Source organism: Streptomyces melanosporofaciens (assembly GCF_900105695.1).
GTDB lineage: Bacteria > Actinomycetota > Actinomycetes > Streptomycetales > Streptomycetaceae > Streptomyces > Streptomyces antimycoticus.
Genome location: NZ_FNST01000002.1, coordinates 7,492,665 through 7,514,290, shown reverse-complemented (window position 1 = coordinate 7,514,290; position 21,626 = coordinate 7,492,665). Strand labels below are relative to the sequence as shown.

Sequence of the window (21,626 nt, the reverse complement as noted above, 5' to 3'; positions counted from 1 at the left end):
AGCCCGCTGTGAGCGGCCCGCCTCAGTCTTCCCATGCCGCACACCGTCACGAGCAATGGAGGCAAAGATGACCGGGACAAACAACGCCTGCAGCTGGGTCCGGAGCTGGGGCGCCTCGCCCCAGGCGGCTCACGACGGGCTCGGCTCGCTCAACGACTACCCGCCCCTCGCCGACGTGACCCTGCGCCAGGTCGTGCGCATCAGCGGCGGCGGGCGGCGGGTGCGCATCCGTTTCACCAACGAGTTCGGGACCGCGCCCTTCACCATCGGCGCGGCGCGGGTGGGCCTCGCGGCGCCCGGTGGCGGGGTGCGGCCGGGCAGCGAGCGCGTGCTGGCCTTCTCCGGCGCGTCGTCCGTCACCGTCCCGGCGGGCGCGCCGATCCTCAGCGACCCGGTCGACCTGCACCTGCCCGCCCTCGCCAAGCTGTCCATCAGCCTCTACCTGCCGGGGCGCGTGGAAACCTGCACCTGCCACGACCCCGCCCTGGAGATGGGCTGGACGATTCCGGGCGACGCCGTTGCCTCCCCCGCCCTGCCGGAGAACGCCGAGGTGCTGCCGGTACGGGCCCTGATCTCCGCCGTCGAGCTGCTTCCCGACGCCCCTGCCAAGGCCATCGTCGTGGTGGGCGACTCCCGCTCCGACGGCGCCGGCTCGACCCCGGACACCAACCACAGCTGGCCGGAGCTGCTGGCCGAGCGTCTCGCCGAGCGGGGCATGGCCACCGGCTACGTTTCCAACCAGGGAATCAGCGGCAACCGGATGCTCAACAACGGCATCGGTGTCGCCGCCACGGCCCGCTTCGACCGTGATGTGCTGGCAACGCCCGGCCTCGGTCACGTGGTGCTCTCCGTGGGCGGCAACGACCTCGCCATCTCCTTCGCCCCACGGGGCGGCGACGGCCCCTTGGCCGATTTCCTGAAGGTGTTCCCCGGCGCACCGGTGACGACGGACGACGTCATCGCGGGCTACCGCCAGCTGATCGCCCGGGCGCATGACCACGGCGTGAGGGTCTATGCCACGACGATCGCGCCGTATGAGGGCGCGGAGGTCTACACACCGGAGGGCGAGCGCGCCCGCCAGGCGGTCAACGAATGGATCCGCACCAGTGGCGCCTTCGACGCCGTACTGGACTTCGACGCCGTCTGGCGCGACCCGACCTGCCCCAGCCGGGTCAGGGAGGACTTCCACGTCGGCGACCATCTGCACGGCAACGATGCGGGCTACCGGGCCCTGGCCGACTCCATAGACCTGTCGCTGTTCAGCTGAGTCGCGGCCGACCTGCCGCCGGAGCGCTTCCGTGTTCGGGCGGTTCCACACACAACCACGACCTGCGGCCCGGTTCTGGACGCGGAGCGCCCGTTACCGATGACCCGGCGGTCAGCGTCTGTTTCGTCGTCACGGTCGACGGCATCGAGCTCGGCTCGTTCAACACCTGTGAGGGCCTCGGCTGCGAGGTGGTGCTCGAACAGCGCGAGGAGGGCGGCAACAACAGCCATCTGTGGCAGCTGCCCACCCGGCTGAAGTACCCCAACATCAAGCTGTCCCGGCCGCTGACCCGTGACACCGAGAAGGTGGCCAAGTGGTTCGCGAGCATGACCACCGGGATCGCCCGCCGCACCGCGCATATCGAGGCGCGGACGGGTGACGGCCACAAGGTGGCCCAGTGGGGTCTGCTCGAGGTGGTGCCGGTGCGCTGGACCGGGCCGTCGTTCAACCCGGAGTCGCCCAAGGTGGCCATGGAGACCATCGAGATCGCCCACCACGGCTATGTGATGGAGGGCTGACCCATGAGCTCACCCGTGGCGTTCAGCGCGGCGGGCGGCGGGGCCGCCGCGGGCAGAACAGGTGGCGGGGCCCGGCCCAAGCTGGAGCACGCCTATCTGGAGCTGCGCACCCCGCCGCCGGGTGGCGGTCTGACGCCCGGCGGGCCGTGCGGGCGGATCGACTTCCAGTTCAACCCCAAGGAGCTGAGCCTGACCAAGGCGGCGCGGCCAAGGGGGCGAAGAGCGCGGGGCCGCCCGAGTACCAGGGGCCGCAGCCCAGCAAGCTGACCGTCGAGATGTTCTTCGACGCGAGCGACACCCAGGACACCAGCGTGGTGACCTCGGTGGAGCGGCTGTTCACCTGCTGTGTGCCGACCGACGAGACCCGGCAGCAGCAGCGGGCCTCGCCGCCATGGGTGGTGTTCCACTGGGGCGGGCTCACCGGGTTCCCCGGCTACGTCAGCCAAGTGCAGGCGAAGTACACCCTGTTCACCACCTCCGGTGTGCCGATCCGGGCGGTGTGCCAGGTGACGATGGAGGAGATCACCGGGGAGCCCCCGGGGCAGAATCCGACGTCGGGCGCGCTGCACGCACGCCGGGTGCACCGCGTGCGCACCGGCGACACGCTGCCGCTGCTGGCCTGGCGTGAGTACGGCGATCCGGCGGCATGGCGGGTCATCGCGGAGACCAACGGGATCGACGATCCGATGCGGCTGCCGGGCGGTCTCGAACTGCTGCTTCCGGCGCTGGACGAGCTGGACCGCGACGAGGGGGCCGGAGCCCACGGCGACGGTCATGGCGGGGGGTGGTGAGCGATGGCCCAGCAGAGCGTCGCCAAGGCCCTGGTGGGCGGGGGTGGAGATCGGTACCGAGGTGCGGCTGATGGCCGGCGCCGGGGGCGCTCCTTTGCCGCGTCCCCTGCTGACCGGGAGCGTCACCGCGCTGGAGGTGGAGATCGACGACACCGGCACCTTCACGGTGGTGCGCGGGCTGGACGAGTCGCACCGGCTCTTCCGAGGCCGCCAGGTGGCCAGCTACCAGAACATGACCCTCGCCGACATCTGTGTCCGGGTGGCGCGGCGGGCGGGGCTCAAGCCGGGGAAGGTCGATGTGGCGGGCCCGGTGCTGGAGCATGTGGCGCAGCCGAACATCAGCGACTGGGAGTTCCTCCGCGGGCTCGCCGAGGAGGCGGGCGCCCAGGTGTATGTGACGGACGGCCGGCTGCATATCGCCAAGCCCACCGAGGCGGGTGGCGCCCCGGACACCTCGGCGCGCGCCGCCCGCGACCCCCTGGTGCTGGAGATGGGGGACAATCTGCTGCGCTGCCGGGCCGGGGTGTCGGCGGCCGAGCAGGTGTCCACGGTCGAGGTGCGGGGCTGGGACGTCAAGACCAAGCAGCCGCTGGTGGGCCGCGCGGACGCGGGCACGGCGGCGACGTTGGACCTGGGGGTGACGGCGGCGGAGGTGGCGCGGCCGTTCGGCGAGGCCAGCTTTGTGGTGTCCGACGCGCCGTACGGGCACCAGGCGCAGGTGGATCAGGCCGCAGGCGCCCTCGCGGCGCGGATCGCGGGGTCGTTCGCCGAGCTGGAGGCGGTGATCCGGGGAAACCCGGAGGTGCGGGCGGGGGGGCGCGGTCACCCTGGCCGGGGTCGGCAAACCCTTCGAGGGGCGCTAGACCGTCACCTCCTCGCGGCATGTGTTCGACCCGGTGCGCGGCTATGAGACCTGGGTGACGGTGTCCGGGCAGCAGGAGCGTTCGCTCTTCGGGCTGACCGGCGGCGGGTCCGGTGGTGGTGGCGCGGAGACCGCCGCCCGGTGTTCGGGACTGGCCAACGGCACGGTCACCGACACCAAGGACCCCGACGGGCTCGGCCGGGTCAAGGTGCGGTTCCCCTGGCTGTCCGACGAGTACGCGAGCGACTGGGCGCGCACCGCCCAGGCGGGCGGGACCGGTGGCGGGGAGGCGTTCATCCCCGAGGTCGGCGACGAAGTGCTGATCGGTTTCGAGCAGGGCCATCTGGACCGCCCGTATGTGCTCGCCGGTCTCTACAACGGCAAGCACAAGCCGGGGCAGGGCCAGGGCACTTCGGGGCAGGGGCAGGGGCAGGGTCTCGGTCCTCAGCAGGGCCGGGGCGACGGCCAGGAGGCGGCGGCGGTCGACCCCACCAGCGGCGCGGTCAACAAGCGCGCGTTCGGCTCCCGCGGCGGCAACAAACTGGAGCTGCTCGACGCGGCGAACGGCCCGCAGGGCGTACGGCTGGTCACGCGGCACGCTGGAGCTGGGCGGCGCCACGGTGAAGCTGACCGCCCGCGGCGGCGTGCAGGTGGACGGCGGCAACGGCCAGGTGAAGCTGTCCACCGGCGGCGCGGTGGAGGTGCGGGGCAACCAGGTGGCGGTGAGCGGCACCACCCGCACCGAGCTCAAGGGCGGGGATTCGCTCTCCGTCAACGCGCCGATGGTGCGCATCTACTGACACCGCACACGACAGCGCCGAGTCGGTGTGAAGAGACGAGCGAAGAGACAGGCGAAGAGACAGCGACCAGGCAGGGGGCACAGCACATGCCAGCAGCCGCACGCGTCGGCGATCCCACCGGCCACCCCGGGGTGGTCGGCCCGCCCGGCGAGCCCACCGTGCTCATCGGCGGCCGGCCGGCGGCGCGGGTGGGTGACACGGCGGGGTGCGGCGCGTCCATCACGTCCGGGTGTCCGAGCGTGCTGATCGGAGGGTGAGGGATGGGACGGCAGTTCATCGGCGCGGGCTGGGCGTTTCCACCCCGTACGGACGCCACCGGATCGATCGCCCTGGTCCGCGAGGAGCGGGAGATCGAGGAGTCGATCCGGCTGATCCTGGCCACCTCGCCCGGTGAGCGGCCGATGCGGCCGGAGTTCGGCTGCGCCCTCGGCGACTATGTGTTCGCACCCGCGGACGCCGGTACGGCCGGGCAGCTGGCCTACGAGGTGCGGCTGGCCCTGGAGCGGTGGGAGCCGCGGATCGAGGTGGCGGATGTCGCCGTCCGCTTCGACGAGGCGGACAACGGGGTGCTCTACCTCGACATCGGCTACGCGGTGCGCGGCGCGAACGACCCGCGCAACCTCGTGTTCCCGTTCTATGTGATCCCGCACGGCGAGGAGGGCGGATGACACTCCCCAGCCCGAACCTGGACGACCGGAGATTCCAGGGATTGGTGGACGAGGCCAAGCGGCTGGTGCAGCAGCGCTGTCCGGAGTGGACCGACCACAATGTCTCCGATCCGGGTGTCACGCTCATCGAGGCGTTCGCCACCATGGTCGACCAGCTCGTGTACCGGCTCAACCGGGTGCCGGACAAGAACTATCTGGCCTTCCTCGACCTGATCGGGGTGCGGCTCTATCCGCCCACGGCGGCGCGCACCGAGGCCACGTTCTGGCTGTCGGCGCCGCAGCCGGAGCCGGTGCGGATCCATGCGGGCACGGAGGTGGCCACGGTGCGCACCGAGACCGAGGAGGCGGTGGTCTTCACCACCGGCCGGGATCTGTCGGTGGTGCCGTGCGACCTGACCCATCTGGCCACCTGGCCGGCCACCGGCGATGCCACCGACCGCTCGCAGGAGCTGGGGCTGGGCCGTGATGTGCCCTGCTTCGGCCGCACGCCCACCCCCGGCGACTGTCTCTACCTCGGTCTCTCCCAGCCGGTGCCCGGCGTGGATCTCGTCGAGGACGTACGGCTGTTCCCGGCGGACCCGGTGACCGGGCAGCGGGCGGAGGCCACCACGAGGATCGAACTGGACCGGCACGCGCTGGTGTTCAGCTATGAGCACCAGCTGCGGGTACGGGAGGCATGAGTGCGCGGAACACTTCCCGGGCTGCCCACGGCCCATCCCCTGCTCCATCAGCTTCCCGCCGTCTATCTCGACCATCCGTTCCTGGAGCGGTTCCTGAGCGCGCTGGACGAGGTGCTGGCACCGGTGCTGCTCACCCTGGACAACCTGCCCGCACATCTGCATCCGCGCACCGCGCCCGAGGATCTGCTGGCGTGGCTGGCCGAGTGGGTGGCGGTGGAGGTGGACCCGGAGCGCCCGGTGACCCAGCGGCGCGCGGTGGTGGCGAGCGCCGTCACCCGCCACCGCCGGCGGGGCACCCGGGAAGGGCTGGCGGCGGCCGTGCGCGTGGAGACCGGTATCGAACCGGAGATCATCGAGAGCGGCGCCACGGACTGGTCCACCGAACCCGGGGCGCCGCTGCCCGGTTCGGCACGGCCCTGGGTGACGGTGCGGCTCACGGTGCCGGACGCCGACGCGGTGGCGCCGACCCGGCTGCGGCTGGAGCGGCTGCTCGCCGCGGAGGTGCCGGCGCATGTCGTCTACCGGGTGGAGGTCGCGGCCGAGGGGACGGGGGCGTCATGATCTGTCCCGACTGCGGACACCGCAATGAGGCGGGGGCGCACTTCTGCGCTTCCTGCGAGGCGTTCCTGGCCTGGGACGAGGAACCGGACCGGCGGCCGGGGGCCTCGGCGCCGCCCGCCACCCCGCCGGGCTCCGGTACGGGCGAGGGGGCGCGCCCCGGGTCGCCCACCCCGGCACCCGCCCCGCCCGCCGCGCCGCCCGTAGCTCCGCCAGCCGCCCCGCCCGTAGCTCCGCCTGCCACTCCGGCTGTCGCTCCGGCCGTCGCTCCGCACGCCGTGACACCGCCCGCCGTGCGCCCGAACGAGCCCGCGGCGGCGCCCCGGCGGCCCGGGGACCGGCTGGACGACACCGATACCGGTCCGGACCACCGGCCGGGTGCGCCGGACGAGCCCCCGGCGTCGCCCCCGCGGCCCGACGCCCCGCCGCGCCGCCCCGGCCGCCCGTGTCCCCGGTGCCGTGCGGACAATCCGTCGGACCGCAGGCTCTGTATGCGCTGCGGCATCCTGCTCGACTCCGCGCCGGAGCCCGGCCGGCCGCGTCGGCTGCCCTGGTGGCGCCGGATCTTCCGGCGCGACGCCCAGCGCCCGCTGGCCGCGGGCAGCAGGCCCGCCCACCGGACCTGGCCGCGGCCCCGGCTGACCCTTCCGGTCCTGGTGCTGGCGCTGGCCGCGGCGGCGTGGTTCGCCCGGTCCCAGCTGTCCGAGGTCTTCACCTTCACCCAGGACCAGACCGGCGATCCAAAGGCCCTGCATCCCACGGCGGTGCGCGGCTCCAGCCAGGCGCCGGGCCACCGGGCCGGGGCGGCCTTCGACGGCTACAACAACCGGTACTGGGCGCCGGCCACCGCGGGCCCTGGCACGGGCCAGTACCTGGAGGCCGACTTCGACCGGCCGGTGCGGCTGCGGAAGCTGCTGATCACCTCGGGGCGCTCGGCGAAGGCGGATGAGTTTCTGACCCAGGCGCGGCCCTCGGAGCTCACTCTCACCCTGGTCACCTCGGAGGGCGAGCGCACCACGAAGGGCGTCAACCTCCAGGACCAGCCCGGTCAGCAGAGCTTTGATGTGCGCGGCTCGGACGTGGTGCGGATCCGGCTGCCGGTCGACGCGGCGTACGGTGCCCGGTCGGACCGGCGGACGGCCATCGCCGAGGTGGAGTTCTTCGGCCGTCAGTGACGCGGGGTGCGTCCCTGACGGCCGGTCAAAGAGGACGGACGACGGTCACGCCTCGCCCGGGACGGCCGGTCGCACCCGGCCAGGTCAGCCCTCTCCCCGGGAGGCCGTGCGCCGGGCGCTGTCGCGGCGCGGCCTGAGGGGGGCGTCCTCGTCGCTGAAGAGTTCCGGGTGCTTGGCGCGGATCTTCTCCACATCGCTGAAGACCAGCCGCAGATGGGAGCGCAGCGCCCCGTCGGCCCGGTCCAGATCGCCCTCTTCCAGCAGGTCGACCACCTCGCGGTGCTGGCCGATGAGCAGGGACATCTGCTGGGTCATGGGGAGTGACAGCCTGCGGGCGCGGTCCAGCTGGGCCTTGGCCTGGCTGACGACGGGCCAGGCGGAGGCGTGTCCGCTGACGGCCATCAGCCGGGCGTGGAACTCCTCGTCCAGCTGGAAGAAGCCCTGCATATCGGACTGGCGGTCGGCCTCCTCCTGCGCGATGAGCAACACCCGCAGCTCCGCCACGTCCCGCGCGGTGGCCTTCTCCACGGCCTCCCGCAGCGCGGCGCACTCCAGTGCCTCCCGGATGAACTGGGCGGAGGCGACATCGCGCTCCCGGATGCGCGAGACGAACGTGCCCATCTGGGGATAGATGTCGACCAGCCCCTCGTCGGCGAGCAGGATCAGGGACTCGCGGACGGGGGTGCGGCTGACCCCGAGCTCGGCCGCCAGGTCGTTCTCCGAGACGGCGGAGCCGGGCTCCAGCTCCAGGCTGACGATGCGCGAACGCAGCACCTCATGGACCAGTTGCCGGGTGTTGCGCCCCCGGGAGCGTGCCGCGTGCAGTCCCTCCGCCGGTGCCATCTGACCCCTTCCGAACCCTTGACTCGCCTCACTGACGTACTTGTATGGTAGCCGACCGACAGCCCGGACTCCACCCCCGGAGCCACCGGAGCCCCTCGGGAACCCTCCGGAACCCCCGGCAGCCCGCTCAGTGAGGAGCACATGCGTATGGCCACGATCACGGAGGCCAAGGTCATCGTCACCTCGCCGGGTCGCAACTTCGTGACCCTGAAGGTGACCACCTCCGACGGCGTGACCGGTCTCGGTGACGCGACCCTCAACGGCCGCGAACTCGCGGTCGCCTCCTACCTGGAGGACCACCTCGTACCGCTGCTCATCGGCCGCGACCCCGCCCGTATCGAGGACACCTGGCACTACCTCTACAAGGGCGCCTACTGGCGCCGCGGCCCGGTGACCATGACCGCCATCTCGGCCGTGGACACCGCGCTGTGGGACATCAAGGGCAAGGTCGCGGGCCTCCCCGTGTACGACCTGCTGGGCGGCAAGGCCCGCGAGGGCGCCATGGTCTACGGCCACGCCAGCGGCGGCGACGTCCCCGAGCTGCTGGAGGACGTCGCCCGCTTCCAGGAGATGGGCTACCGCGCGATCCGTGCCCAGGCCGCCGTCCCCGGCTCACCGGGGACCTACGGCATCCGCCACGGCACGGTCGCCACCGTCTACGAGCCCGCCACCGGCGCGCTGCCCGAGGAACAGCCCTGGTCGACCGAGGCGTATCTGGACTTCGCACCGCGCTATCTGGAGGCGGTCCGCGAGCGGTTCGGCTTCGACTTCCATCTGCTGCACGACGTCCACCACCGGCTCACCCCCACCGAAGCGGGGCGGCTGGGCCGCAGCCTGGAGGAGGTGCGGCTGTTCTGGATGGAGGACCCCACCCCCGCCGAGCTCCAGGAGTCCTTCCGCCAGATCCGCCGTTCCACCACCACGCCGATAGCGGTCGGCGAGGTCTTCAACTCCATCTGGGACTGCCAGCAGCTCATCACCGAGCGGCTCATCGACTACATCCGCGCCTCGGTCGTGCACGCCGGCGGCATCACCCATCTGCGGCGGATCTTCCACCTCGCCGAGCTGTACCAGGTGCGCACCGGCTCGCACGGCGCCACCGACCTGTCGCCGGTGAGCATGTCCGCCGCCGTCCACCTCGATGTCACCGTGCCCAACTTCGGCATCCAGGAGTACATGGCGCACGACCCGCTCACCCATGAGGTGTTCCGGCCGACCTACGAGCTGCGGGACGGCGCGCTGCACCCCTCGGCCGCGCCCGGCCTCGGCATCGAGCTCGACGAGGAGGCGGCCGCCCGCTTCCCGTACGACCCGAAGTACCTTCCGGTGAGCCGCCGTACCGATGGGTCGGTGCACGACTGGTGAGCACCCATCCCCCACGGCGCCTGTCCCTGGCCACGCTGCCCGGCGTCCCCGCGGAGAGCCGTCCGCCGATCGACCCGCGGGCGCTGCGCCCCCGGATCGTGCATCTGGGCATCGGCGCCTTCCACCGCGCCCACCAGGCCCTCTACACACAAGCCGCCGAGGCGGCGCACGGTGGCGGCTGGGGCATCGCCGGTGTCACCCAGCGCAGCCGGTCCGTCGTGGACGCGCTGCGCCCGCAGGACGGGCTGTACTCGTTCACCGAGCGGCGCCCCGACGGCCCGGCCACCCGCGTGGTCGGCACCGTGACCGAGGTGCTGCACGCCGCCGACGACGGCGCCCGGCTCGGCGGGCTCCTCGCCTCCCCCGAGGTCACCCTCGTCACCCTCACCGTCACCGAGAAGGGCTACCGGCGCGACGCCGCCACCGGCGGACTCGCCCTGGAGGACCCGCTCGTCCGGGACGATCTGGAGGGACGGCCCGCCCCCGCGAGCGTGGCCGGGCAGCTCGCGGCGGGGCTGCGCGCCCGGCTGCGGGCCGGCGGCGCCCCTCTGTCGATGGTGTCCTGCGACAACATGGCCGACAACGGCGTCGTACTGCGCCGCCTGGTGCGGGAGTTCATCGCCGCGACCGCGTGGGAGGACCGTGACCGCCTGCTGGACTGGATCACCGGCTCGGTCGCCTTCCCCGCCACCGTCGTCGACCGCATCGTCCCCGCCACCACCGACGCCGACCGGCGGGCCGCCGCCGGCGCGCTGACCGTGGCCGACGAAGGCGCGGTGACCGGCGAACCGTTCACCCAGTGGGTCCTCCAGGACATCTTCGCCGCCGACCGCCCGCGCTGGGAGACGGCGGGGGTGCGCTTCGTCGCGGACGTCGCCCCCTACCAGCTCGCCAAGCTCCGGCTGCTCAACGGCTCCCACTCGCTCATCGCCTATCTCGGCCTGGCCGCCGGATGCGAAACCGTCGCCGATGTCCTGGCCACCCCCTGGGGCGAGGAGACCGTACGCGCCTACTGCGCCGAGACCGCCCAGAGTCTGCCGCCCACCGAGGGGCTGGACCTCCCCGCCTACATCGACGGCCTGGTGCACCGCTTCGCCAACCCCGCGATGGAACACCGCATCCGGCAGATCGCCATGGACGGATCCCAGAAGATCCCCGAACGGTGGCTCGCCCCGCTGCGCGAGCTGCGCGCCGCCGGACGGGACACCCCCCTCCTGGCCACGGCCCTGGCCGCCTGGGCCCGCCGCACCCGGGACCACCCCCTGGACGATCCGCGCGCCGAGGAGCTGCGCCGCGCCTGGGACGGCCCGCACGCCGAGGCCCCGCGCCGGCTGCTGCGGCTGCTGGGCGCCGAGGACCTCGCGGACGACACCGCCCTCGTCGCGTCCGTACGGGCGGAGCTGGACTCCGGCGCCCGGCCGCCACGCTGACCGCACGCACCGCCCCCGCAAAGGAGAGCCGCCTTGAAGACGCCCAGAGTCGCCCCCGCCACCGACACGCCATCCCAGGACGAGGCCACGACCGGGCCACCGCGCCCACGCGGCCTGCGGCACAACACCCGCTGGCTGATGGTCTTCCTCTGTTTCCTGGGCATGACCGTCAACTACGTAGACCGCGCCACCATCTCCATCTCCCTGCCCTATATGACCGATGACCTGCACATCGGCCCCGAGTGGCAGGGCGTCATCCTCAGCATGTTCTTCGTGACCTACGCGCTGGGCCAACTGCCCGCCGGGGCGCTGATCGACCGCTACGGCGAGAAGCGCATGTTCGCCATCGGCGGGCTGCTCTGGTCGCTGGTCACCGTGGGCACCGGCTTCGTCCGGGGCATCGGCAGCCTGCTCTTCGCCCGTCTCGCCCTCGGCGCGGGCGAGGCCCCGGCCTACCCCTCGTGCGCCAAGTCCGTCTCCCGCTGGTTCCCGGTCCGCGAACGGGCGCTGGCCAACAGCGTCTGGGACAACGGCGCCCGCGCCGGCACCGCCGTCGCCGCCCCGATCGTGACCGCGCTGATCGCCTGGCAGGGCTGGCGGATGGCGTTCTGGGTCACCGGCGCCGTGGCCCTGCTGTGGGTGGCGCTGTGGCTGAAGACGTACCGCGAGCCCACGGCGCGCGACGGGCTCAGCGCCGAGGAGCGCGCGTACGTGACGGCCGGCGGCGCCCGGCTCGAGGAGAGCCCCGCCGAGGAGACGGCCCCGGAGGAGCCCGCCGTCCGCTGGCGCGACCTGTTCCGCCACCGCACGGTCTGGGGCATGATGATCGGCTTCTTCTGCCTCAACTACGTCATCTACTTCTTCATCACCTGGTTCCCCAGCTACCTCGTCGACGCCCGCGGCTTCGACCTGCTCAAGCTGGGCTTCTACGGCGCCCTGCCCGGCATCGTCGCCATCGCCGGCAGTCTGCTCGGCGGCTGGACCAGCGATACGCTGCTGCGCCGCGGCTGGTCGGTGACCCGGGCCCGCAAGACCTGTCTGGTGTGCGGCATGCTCTTCTCCTCGGTCATCGCCTTCGCCGTGCTCGTCCCCAGCGCCATGTGGGCCCTGGTGCTGCTCTCCGTCAGCTACGCGAGCCTGGCCTTCTCCGCCGCCTCGGTGGCCAGCCTGCCCGCCGACGTCGCGCCCACCCCGCGCCATGTCGCCTCGCTCGGCGGCATCCAGAACTTCGCCTCCAACCTGGCCGGGGTCCTCGGCTCGACCACCACCGGGCTGCTGCTGGGCTTCTTCCACCACTCCTTCGTCGCACCGCTGATGCTGTCCGGCGCGCTGTGCGTGGTCGGCGCCCTCACCTACGGCCTGGTCGTCCAGCGCGTCGAACCGCTGCGGCTGTCCGCCGCCTGAGCCCCACTGATGCACGAGGAGAACCACCCCGATATGAACGACGCCACCGCCGCGATCCTGCACGGCCCCAAGGACGTGCGCATCGAGCGGCGCCCGCTTCCCCAACCCGCCGCCGGCGAGGTCCTCGTGAAGATCGGCGCGGTGGGGCTGTGCGGCTCCGACCTGCACTACTACGCCCACAGCGAGAACGGCCCCAATGTGCTCCGCTCCCCCACCGCGCTCGGCCACGAGGCGGCCGGAACGGTCATGGCGGGCGACGGCCCCCTGGCCGCGGGCACCCGGGCCGCGATCGAGCCCGCCATCCCGTGCGGACGCTGCCGCGCCTGCCGCACGGGCCGCTACAACCAGTGCCCCCACGGCCGCTGCTTCGGCTCCCCGCCCACCGACGGCGCCCTGACCGGGTATCTGACCGTGCCCGCGGAGTTCGCCCATCCGCTCCCCGACGACTTCCCCCTCACCTCCGGGGCGCTCATCGAACCCCTCGCGGTCGCCCTGCACGCGGTGCGCCGCGGCAATGTCACGGCCGGGGACCGGGTGCTGATCACCGGCGCCGGGCCGATCGGCCTGCTGGTCCTCCAGGCCGCCCGCGCCGTGGGGGCGGGCGAGACCGTGGTGACCGACGTCAACCCCGGCCGGCTGGCCCACGCCCGCCGCCTGGGCGCCGACCGCGCCCTGGACACCTCCCGTGAACCCCTCCCCCAGGATCCGGCGTTCGACATCGCACTCGACTGCTCCGGCATCGAATCCGCCCTGACCGCCGCCGCGCACGCGGTACGCCCCGGCGGCACCGTGGTCGCCGTCGGCAACCCGCCCCAGCCCCGCACCACGCTGCCCCTGGCCTGGATGCAGCGCCAGGAGCTCACCCTGGTCACCGCCTTCCGCTACGCCGGGGAGTTCCCCGCGGCGGTGTCCCTGGCCGCCACCGGACGGATCGACCTTGAGTCGCTGGTCACCGCCCGCTTCCCCTCGAACGTACGGCGGACGCCCTGGAGACGGCGCTCTCCGACCCCACACAGCTCAAGGTCGTCATCGAGCCGTGAGCCATGGCCGCCCGAGCGGTCGGTCCCTGAGCCATGGCCGCCCGAACAGTCGAGCCCGGAGCAGCCGTCCGGGCCTGAGCGGCCCCCGTCCGTCTCCCACCCGTCACAATGGGGATCATGTCCCGACGTACCCGACGCCCGCAGCCGGCCCGCCCCACCCCGGCCTCCTGCCCCTGCGGGCTGCCCGCGGCCTACGACGACTGCTGCGGCCGGCTGCACCGCGGCCAGGCCCGCGCGACCACCGCCGAGCAGCTGATGCGCTCGCGCTACAGCGCCTTCGCCGTCGGGGACGAGGCGTATCTGCTGCGCAGCTGGCACCCCACCACCCGGCCGCCCGGCGCCGGGCCGGACCCGGGGCTGCACTGGGTGCGCCTGGAGATCCTGGGCACCAGCGAGGGCAGCGCGTTCCACACCACGGGCACCGTCGAGTTCCGCGCCCACTACACCGAGGGCGGCCGCGCGGGCTCGCTCCACGAGAACAGCCGCTTCGTACGGCACGAGGGCGACTGGGTCTATCTCGACGGCGTGACCGGCGACTGACCGCGCTTCACGAGGGTCGGTGCGGTCACGGTCCGCGCCGACTTGGTCATTTGTTTCCCGTGTCGTCGCCGACGCCTTCTGGTGCCCGGTCAACTCCGGGGCGATGCTGGGGCGCTGTGCGTGTGAACCACGCGAGTCCCCTGGCCCCATGGAGTTGCCGTGCCTCCTGTCGCGTTCGCCAGACCTCTGGCGGCCCTGGCCGCGGTGTCCGCCCTTGTGCTGGGCGCCGCCGGGCAGGCCACCGCCGACACCACCCCCGCCCCGGCGCCCGAACCCCTGCCGCGGGTCTCCACGGAGATGCTGCGGCCGGTCGCGCCGCCCGCCGCCAGCGGTGCACCGGGCACCCGGTCCGTGGCCGAAGGCGACGGGCTGCAGACCGCCCGCTCCTCGCGGCCGGTCGCCCCGGGGGTGAAGCTGACCTCGTACGACCGGCTGGAGTCGGACAAATGGCTGCGGGTCGACGCGCTGTCGGTGGACCTGGCCGGCGGCACCAAGGTCGACTATCTCCACCCCGACCAGGTCGCCAAGCGCCGGACCGTCTCCCAACTGGCCGCCGAGCACGACGCCGGGCCGGGGCGCCGCACGGTCGCGGCGATCAACGGTGACTTCTTCGACATCAACCAGACCGGCGCCCCCGAGGGCAACGGCATCGGCGACGGCCGCCTCGTCAACTCCGCCTCCGCGGCCGGGCCCGCCCAGGCCGTCGGCATCGGCCCGGCCGACGCGGGCCGCATCCTCCAGCTCTACTTCGACGGCACCCTGACCCTCCCCGACGGTCCCCATCCGCTCGCGGCACTCAACGCCGCCAACGTCCCGGCCGCCGGGATCGGGGCGTACACCGCCCAGTGGGGCGAGGCGGACCGCGCCCAGACCGTGGACGGCGCACGGCGCACCGCCGAGGTCACGGTCGTGGACGGCAAGGTCACCAAGGCGGCCGGCGCGCCCGGCAAGGGCCCGATCCCGGCCGGTGCGACCGTGCTGCTCGGCCGGGACGCCGGGGCCGACGAGCTGTCCTCACTGGCCGTCGGCGACGCGGTGTCGATGGAGTACCGGCCGCGCACCGGCGGCGGCGACCTGCCGCGCACGGCCCTCAGCGGCCGGGAACTGCTGGTGGTGGACGGCGAGCCGGTCGGCCACGACGGCGAGGGCAACAACACCACGGCGCCGCGCACCGCGGTCGGCTTCTCCCGCGACGGCCGCACCATGCAGATCCTCACCGTGGACGGGCGGCAGGCCGACAGCGGCGGGGTGACCCTCACCGAGCTGGGCCTGATGATGAAGGACGCGGGCGCCTACAGCGCGCTCAACCTCGACGGCGGCGGCTCCTCCACGCTCGTCGCCCGCGAGCCCGGCAGCGACACCACCCGGGTGGAGAACAGCCCGTCCGACGGCGCCGAGCGCACCGTCCCCAACGGCCTGGCCCTCACCGCGCCCGACGGCAGCGGCCGGCTCAAGGGCTTCTGGGTGGACACCGCGATGGACCGCGCGTCCGCGCCCACCGCGGACCCGGTCCAAGGCGGCCACCCCGAGCGGGTCTTCCCCGGGCTCACCCGCCGCCTCACCGCGGCCGGTTACGACGAGACGTACGGCCCGGCCGACGGCGCGCCGCAGTGGCGGACGGCCGATTCCCGTATCGGCCGGGTCGGCTCCGACGGCACCTTCACCGCCCGCCACGGCGGTGACACCACCGTCACCGCCCGGCGCGGCGCCGCCCACGGCGACCTCGGCCTCACCGTCCTGGACCGGCTGGACCGGATCCAGCCCACCGGCCGGCTGGTCGGCCTGGCCGACGCCGAGGCCACGGGCCGGTTCGGCATCGTCGGCCTGGACGCGCACGGCACCAGCGCCCCCGTCGAACCCTCCGATGTGCGGCTCTCGTACGACCACGCGCTGTTCGACATCGCCCCGGACCCCCGGGCGGGCACCTTCACCGTCAAGGCGCGCCACGACCAGGCCGCGGCGCAGGTCAAGGTCCGCGTCGGCGGCGCCACCACGGTGCTCGCCGTCACCGTCGGCCTGACCGAGCGGCAGGAGGCGTCCTTCGACGACGCCGACGGCTGGACCTTCAGCCAGGCCCGCGCCTCCGGTTCGGCGGAGGCCACGCCCGACGGCCACACCGGCACCGGGCTGAAGCTGGACTACGACTTCACCCAGTCCACGGCCACCCGCGCCGCCTATGTCACCCCGCCGCAGCAGATCGAGGTGGACGGGCAGCCGCAGTCCTTCGGCCTGTGGATCAAGGGCGACGGCAAGGGGGCGTGGCCCACTCTGCACCTCAAGGACGCGGCGGGCTCCGACCAGTTGCTCCGCGGACCGTATGTCACCTGGACCGGATGGCGGCACGTCGACTTCGCCGTCCCGGCCGGGGTCGCGTATCCGCTGAAGGTCAACCGCTTCTACCTCGCCGAGACCGCCGCCACCCGCCAGTACACCGGCAGTGTGGTCGTCGATGACCTCTCGGCGCGGGTGCCGCCCTCCGTCGAACTGCCCACGGAGAGCGTGCGCCCCGATCCGCTGATCTCCACCGCCGCGCAGGTGCGGGGACGCGACTGGCGGTTCGCGGTGATGTCCGACGCGCAGTTCGTGGCCCGCGATCCGGGCAGCCCGATCGTCGCCCAGGCCCGCCGCACCCTGCGGGAGATCAAGGCGGCCGAGCCCGACTTCCTGGTGATCAACGGGGACCTGGTGGACGAGGGCTCCCCCGCCGATCTGTCCTTCGCCCGCACCGTGCTGAAGGAGGAGCTGGGCGATGACCTGCCCTGGTACTACGTGCCCGGCAACCATGAGGTGATGGGCGGCTCCATCGACAACTTCACCGGCGAATTCGGGCCCGCCCACCGCTCGTTCGACCACCGGGGCACCCGCTTCCTCACCCTGGACACCTCACGGCTGGGGCTGCGCGCCGGTGGCTTCGACCAGATCAAGGAGTTGCGCGCCCAGCTGGACGCGGCCGCGAAGGACCCCGACGTCGGCTCGGTGATGGTGATCGAGCATGTGCCGCCGCGCGACCCCACCCCGCAGCAGGGCAGCCAGCTCGGCGACCGCAAGGAGGCGGCGCTGCTGGAGGGCTGGCTGACCGACTTCCGCCGCACGACGGGCAAGGGCGCGGGGTTCATCGGCAGCCACGTCGGCACCTTCCACGCCGCACGGGTGGACGGCGTCCCGTATCTGATCAACGGCAACTCGGGCAAGAACCCCGCCACCCCGCCCAATCAGGGCGGGTTCACCGGCTGGTCGATGGTCGGCGTGGACCACGTCTCGGCCCGGGACCAGGCGGCCGCGCGCCACGCACCGTGGCAGGGCGGCCCGGACTGGGTGTCCGTGCAGACCCGCGCCCATGTGGACGGGCTCACCGTCACCGCACCGGAGGACCTGCACACCGGGCAGGCCGCCGCCATCACGGCGACCGTCTTCCAGGGCGAGGGGATCGATGCCCGCCGGGTGCCGGTCGGCTTCCCGCTGAGCGCGGACTGGACCGGCTCGCCAGGCGTCCACATCGGCGATCCGGACGACGCCGGGCGCCGTGATGTGGCGGCGTACGACCCGGCGAGCGGCAAGCTGACCGCGCTGCGCCCGGGAACGGCCACCCTGGCGGTGCGCGTGAACGGCGCCACCGCCCAGGCGCGGTTCACCGTCACCGCGGCGGCCGCGGCGCCCGCGGCCTGAGGGCTCTCCGGCGGAACACGATTCCGGCGGCCGGCCCGCCGGGACATCGGCCCGCGCATCCGCACCGAGCAGGTGCGGATGCGCGGTACCGAACGTCAGATCACCGCCGCAGCGGTCCCTCGCAACTGAAGTCCGCGGTACCGGAGTTGCCCGTCACGGTGGGCCGGCCGAAGCCGCAGTTCATATCGCCGAAGTCGACGGCGGCGGGCTTGGAACGGTCGAGCAGATTGGCGTCGACCGCCTCGGACATCTCCGTGAAGACCTTGTTGAGGCTGCCGGGGTCGCTGAGGTTCGCGGTGATCCGGCCGGTGCAGACGAACCGTCCGTGCTCGCCGTCGCCGTTGTCCTCGCAGGCGGGCTGGTTGCCGGTGGCCCGGGAGAAGGCGCTCTGCGCCCCGGCGGCGTCGGTGAGCGTCAGGTCCTCGTTGGGCACGAACGTGGTGTCCGGTACGAACAGGTCGTCGACGATGGCTGTCTGAGCGTCGAGGAACGCGTCGTACTGCAGCTGGAGGTTGGTGTCCGCGCCCTGCTGGTTGCGCCAGTTGTCGAAGGCGACGGGGTCGTCGGCGCGGATGAACCGGTACATCTCCTGGAGCTTCGCCGGGTGGTCGCGCCACAGGAACTCGAAGAAGGTGCCCGCGTAGGAGTAGAAGCGGAAGCCGTCGCGGTCGTAGGTCGCGTGCAGCATCTCGTCGATCGTCATCCGCGGCCTGCCGCCCTGGGTGTCGTTGATGATGTCGCGGACCAGGGACTGGCGTACGCGGATGCCGTCGTCACGGGTCGAGCCGTCGAAGAACTCGGCGCTGCCCTCGTCCATGGCGGTCGTGCGGTCGCCCTCGTACCAGGGGCCCTCGCCGAAGAAACCCGGGACGGCGAACCGGCCGTTGAGGTAGTGGGTGTACTCGTGCCGGAAGAGCTCTTCCAGGGTGAGGGAGGAGTCCTGCGGCACACGGCGCTGGTAGGTGTAGAAGGTCGCACCCTGCTCGATGTAGACACCGCCGTTGTCGGTCCCCATGCCGGTGAGCATCGGGTGGTAGACCTCGTAGTCGGAGCGTGAGGCGTACAGCACGATGGTGAGAGTGGCGTTGGGGTCGCCTGCGAGCGGCTCCTCGGTGCCGAGCACCCGGTGGAACTGTGCCCTGACCTGCTTGGACGCATAGTAGAGCTGGTCGACGGTGGCACGGTCGAGGGCGGTGCGGACCTTGATGCCGCCGTTGTCGTAGGAGTACGTGTGCGGGAAGATCCGCTTCTCTATGTCCTCCTTGCACACGCCGTAGGGCTTGCACGCCTCGAAGGTGATGAGCCAGGAGACGACCTTGCCCCAGGGCGCGCTGCCCTCGCCGAAGTTGTGGACGGTGACGGGCAGCAGGGCTCCGAGGTCGGTGATGGTCTGCTGCTCGAGGGAGTCGATCTCGCCGAAGCGGCCGTATTCGAGGAGGGCGTCGCGGACCACCCAGGCGTTGGGGGTGTCCTTGAGGTGGGTGTAGTCGGCGAACGCCTTGAAGGCGGCACGGTAGCCGGGGTCGGCGGCGACCGCGGCCCGGAACTCCTTGTCCTGGTTGCCGGAGTAGACGCCCAGGTAGTTCAGCGAGAGCGCGGAGAGGGCGGCATTGCCCCAGGACTGGTCCCTGTTGGTGGCGGTGTGCCCCGGGTCCATGGTGGCCAAGGTCCTCTTGACCAGGCCGAGTTGGTACTGGCGTCCGCCGGGCCCGCTGCAGGCGATCAGGGCCTCGCGCAGGGTGTCGGCGTTGGCCCGGGTGGCGTCGAAGGTGTGGGCCGCTGCGCCGAAGGCGTCGACCGCGCCGCGTACCGCGTTGACGGTGGGGGCGTCGGTGGTGTCGATCTCGTCGTGCGAGAAGTCGTGGTAGGCCACCGCGTGGAGGTACGTGAACATCTCGTACAGGTGGCTGGTGTTCTCGCCGTCGTGGCCTGGCGCGAGGAAGGCGATGCGCCGGGCCACGGTCTGGACGTGTGCGTCGGACATGACGGGGATCAGCCGCGAGTCCCAGTTCCAGATGAGGCCACGCAGACAGCCGTCGGCGGTGACCGCGGGGTCGGCGAGGAAGTCGGCGAGCTGATCGGGGCTCAGCCCGGTGATGCCGTCCAGGGTGCAGGGGGCGACTGCTGACTTCTTGCCGTGGTGAGCGGTGGCCGCCTCGGACAGCGGGCCGGGGATCCGTCCGTCGGCGGTGACGGAACGAGGCGCGGGAGGCGGAGACGCGCTCAACTTCGGATCCCGCTGCAGGCGTTGGGCGTGGTCGAAGCGGTTGTCGGCGGGCCGGGGCGGGGGCTTCGGTGCCGCCTTCGGCTGCCACGGTTGGGCGGATGGTACGGGGTCCCTGGGGGCGGCCGCGGCGGCCTGCCCGAGTGGCATCACGAGCGCGGCGGCGAGCGTCGCGGCCAGCAGGAGTCTGCGCGAGGGGCGCGAAGGTAACACCTGAACCTCCAAGAGGCGGTGGGGGGGTGAGTGGGGCCCGAGGCGCTGGCCTTCACGTCACGAGGTGTGACCTGTAACATAGTAATGTGAAATTGCACTGACAAGGCGTCAGGAAAAGGTCATCCAGATTTCCTTCACCGGAGGTGTCCGTGACCGCGCGTGCCACCCAACTCCACACCGGCAGCCATGACGTGCCCGTATCGGACGCCCTCGCCCGCTCGATGGCCGACGGCTGGGCCCCCGCCCCACCCCCCGGTGACTCCCGTGTCCCCGGCTTCGAGCAGCTCACCGGCCGCCGGGCCCGGCTCGCCGCCCGCTTCCCCGGGGAGCGGCTGCTCATCCCGGCCGGCGAGCTGAAGGTCCGCTCCCACGACTGCGACCACCGCTTCCGCCCGCACAGCGCGTGCGCCTGGCTGACCGGGCTGACCGGCGAGGACCAGCCCGGCCATGTGCTGGTCCTGGAGCCGGACGGCGAGCCGGTGCTGTACCTGCGGCCGCGGTCACCACGCGACGAGGGCGGGGAGTTCTACCGGGACCGCAAATACGGCGAGTTCTGGGTCGGCCGCCGCCCCGACCTGGCCGAGGCCGCGCGGCTGACCGGCGTCCGCTGCGCCCACCTGGACGGCCTCGCCCGCCTCGGCCCCGGCAGGGACGCCTCCCGCGATCCCGAACTCGCCTCCGCGCTCAGCGAGTTGCGCTTGGTGAAGGACCCATGGGAGGTGGCCCAGCTCCAGCAGGCCGTGGATCACACCACCACCGGATTCGAGGACGTCGTCCGTGCCCTGCCGTCGGCACTGCGGCACCCCCGCGGCGAACGCTGGATCGAGGGCGTCTTCCAGCTGCGCGCCCGCGCCGAGGGCAACGGCACGGGCTACGAGACCATCGCCGCCGCCGGCGCCCACGCCTGTGTGCTGCACTGGACCCGCAACGACGGCCCGCTCGACCCGCGGCATCTGCTGCTGCTCGACGCGGGCGTGGAGACCGACGCGCTGTACACCGCCGACATCACCCGCACCCTGCCGCTGTCCGGACGCTTCTCCCCCGTCCAGCGCCGGGTCCACGAGCTGGTGCTCGCCGCGCAGGACGCCGGGATCGCCGCCCTCAAACCGGGCGCGAGCTTCCGCGACTTCCACCGGGCCTGTTCCACCGTGCTCGCCGAGGGCCTCGCCGACTGGGGCGTACTGCGCATCCCCGCGGCACAGGCGCTCACCGCCGAGAGCGGCCTCCACCGGCGCTACACCCTGTGCAGCTCCGGCCATATGCTCGGGCTCGACGTCCACGACTGCGCCCGGGCCCGCGCGGAGCAGTACCTGGACGGCGTCCTGGAGGAGGGCCAGGTCCTCACCGTCGAACCGGGCCTCTACCTCCAGCCCGACGACACGACCCTGCCGCCCGAACTGCGCGGGATCGGCGTCCGCGTCGAGGACGATCTGGTGATCACGGCCGACGGTGCCCGCCTGATGTCAACGGCCCTGCCCCGCACGGCCGATGCGGTGGAGGAGTGGATGGACCGGCTGCTGTCCCCGTCCGGCTGATCCGCGGTAGCGCTGCGCTCCCGTTCAAGGGCCCGCTCCTGTCCAAG

The 21,626-nt window shown here is 72.8% G+C and carries 14 protein-coding genes and 4 pseudogenes; 16 read left to right on the top strand and 2 right to left on the bottom strand.

The window, feature by feature from the left end:
• The first annotated feature begins 67 nt into the window (after positions 1 to 67).
• The 9 genes and pseudogenes from BLV72_RS34980 (at position 68) to BLV72_RS34940 (ending at position 7,319) form a co-directional block, all read left to right on the top strand.
• Positions 68 to 1,267 (top strand): SGNH/GDSL hydrolase family protein, encoded by a 1,200-nt coding sequence (locus tag BLV72_RS34980; RefSeq protein WP_093467403.1) that lies wholly within the window; start codon positions 68 to 70, stop codon positions 1,265 to 1,267.
• Between the two features lie 62 nt (positions 1,268 to 1,329).
• Complete coding sequence (locus BLV72_RS34975) at positions 1,330 to 1,785, top strand: phage tail protein (protein ID WP_093470729.1); 456 nt, start codon at positions 1,330 to 1,332, stop codon at positions 1,783 to 1,785.
• A gap of 3 nt (positions 1,786 to 1,788) precedes the next feature.
• Positions 1,789 to 2,576, top strand: a pseudogene (locus BLV72_RS34970) (CIS tube protein).
• A gap of 40 nt (positions 2,577 to 2,616) precedes the next feature.
• A pseudogene (locus BLV72_RS34965) lies at positions 2,617 to 4,238 on the top strand (VgrG-related protein); the annotation flags it as partial.
• Positions 4,239 to 4,324: 86 nt separating this feature from the next.
• Positions 4,325 to 4,495 (top strand): PAAR domain-containing protein, encoded by a 171-nt coding sequence (locus tag BLV72_RS34960; protein ID WP_093467401.1) that lies wholly within the window; start codon positions 4,325 to 4,327, stop codon positions 4,493 to 4,495.
• Positions 4,496 to 4,498: 3 nt separating this feature from the next.
• A complete protein-coding gene (locus BLV72_RS34955; protein WP_093467400.1) occupies positions 4,499 to 4,906 on the top strand; it encodes a GPW/gp25 family protein in 408 nt (135 codons plus the stop codon).
• Positions 4,903 to 5,442, top strand: a pseudogene (locus tag BLV72_RS34950) (putative baseplate assembly protein); the annotation flags it as partial. The gene BLV72_RS34955 and the pseudogene BLV72_RS34950, both read left to right, overlap by 4 nt.
• Positions 5,443 to 5,586: 144 nt before the next feature.
• A complete protein-coding gene (locus tag BLV72_RS34945; protein WP_093467398.1) occupies positions 5,587 to 6,147 on the top strand; it encodes a phage tail protein in 561 nt (186 codons plus the stop codon).
• Between the two features lie 488 nt (positions 6,148 to 6,635).
• On the top strand, positions 6,636 to 7,319 hold the full coding sequence (locus BLV72_RS34940; protein WP_244321155.1) for a discoidin domain-containing protein: 684 nt from the start codon (positions 6,636 to 6,638) through the stop codon (positions 7,317 to 7,319).
• Between the two features lie 84 nt (positions 7,320 to 7,403).
• Here the strand turns inward: BLV72_RS34940 and BLV72_RS34935 are convergent, their stop codons facing one another.
• Positions 7,404 to 8,162, bottom strand: a complete 759-nt coding sequence (locus BLV72_RS34935; RefSeq protein WP_093467397.1) for a GntR family transcriptional regulator — start codon at positions 8,160 to 8,162, stop codon at positions 7,404 to 7,406.
• 147 nt (positions 8,163 to 8,309) lie between these two features.
• Between BLV72_RS34935 and manD the strand changes: the two genes are divergently transcribed.
• The 6 genes and pseudogenes from manD to BLV72_RS34905 all read left to right on the top strand — a co-directional run bounded on the left by manD (position 8,310) and on the right by BLV72_RS34905 (position 17,607).
• Positions 8,310 to 9,527, top strand: coding sequence for a D-mannonate dehydratase ManD (manD, locus tag BLV72_RS34930; RefSeq protein ID WP_093467395.1), 1,218 nt, complete (start codon positions 8,310 to 8,312; stop codon positions 9,525 to 9,527).
• Positions 9,524 to 10,957 (top strand): mannitol dehydrogenase family protein, encoded by a 1,434-nt coding sequence (locus BLV72_RS34925; RefSeq protein ID WP_093467394.1) that lies wholly within the window; start codon positions 9,524 to 9,526, stop codon positions 10,955 to 10,957. Before manD ends, BLV72_RS34925 begins: the two co-directional genes overlap by 4 nt.
• Positions 10,958 to 10,990: 33 nt before the next feature.
• Positions 10,991 to 12,361 carry an MFS transporter gene (locus BLV72_RS34920; RefSeq protein ID WP_093467392.1) on the top strand — a complete coding sequence of 457 codons (1,371 nt, stop codon included), beginning with the start codon at positions 10,991 to 10,993 and terminating at the stop codon, positions 12,359 to 12,361.
• Between the two features lie 9 nt (positions 12,362 to 12,370).
• Positions 12,371 to 13,222 (top strand): annotated as a pseudogene (locus tag BLV72_RS50405) (alcohol dehydrogenase catalytic domain-containing protein); the annotation flags it as partial.
• A 296-nt stretch (positions 13,223 to 13,518) separates the two neighbouring features.
• Positions 13,519 to 13,941, top strand: coding sequence for a YchJ family protein (locus BLV72_RS34910; protein WP_093470727.1), 423 nt, complete (start codon positions 13,519 to 13,521; stop codon positions 13,939 to 13,941).
• Between the two features lie 159 nt (positions 13,942 to 14,100).
• Positions 14,101 to 17,607, top strand: coding sequence for a phosphodiester glycosidase family protein (locus BLV72_RS34905; protein ID WP_093467391.1), 3,507 nt, complete (start codon positions 14,101 to 14,103; stop codon positions 17,605 to 17,607).
• A 100-nt stretch (positions 17,608 to 17,707) separates the two neighbouring features.
• Here BLV72_RS34905 and BLV72_RS34900 read toward each other — a convergent pair whose 3' ends face one another.
• Positions 17,708 to 20,044, bottom strand: a complete 2,337-nt coding sequence (locus tag BLV72_RS34900) for a collagenase (RefSeq protein ID WP_093467389.1) — start codon at positions 20,042 to 20,044, stop codon at positions 17,708 to 17,710.
• Between the two features lie 149 nt (positions 20,045 to 20,193).
• Here BLV72_RS34900 and BLV72_RS34895 point away from each other — a divergent pair, with 149 nt between their 5' ends.
• Entirely contained in the window at positions 20,194 to 21,579 is a 1,386-nt protein-coding gene (locus BLV72_RS34895) for an aminopeptidase P family protein (RefSeq protein ID WP_093470726.1), read from the top strand.
• Positions 21,580 to 21,626 lie beyond the last annotated feature (47 nt).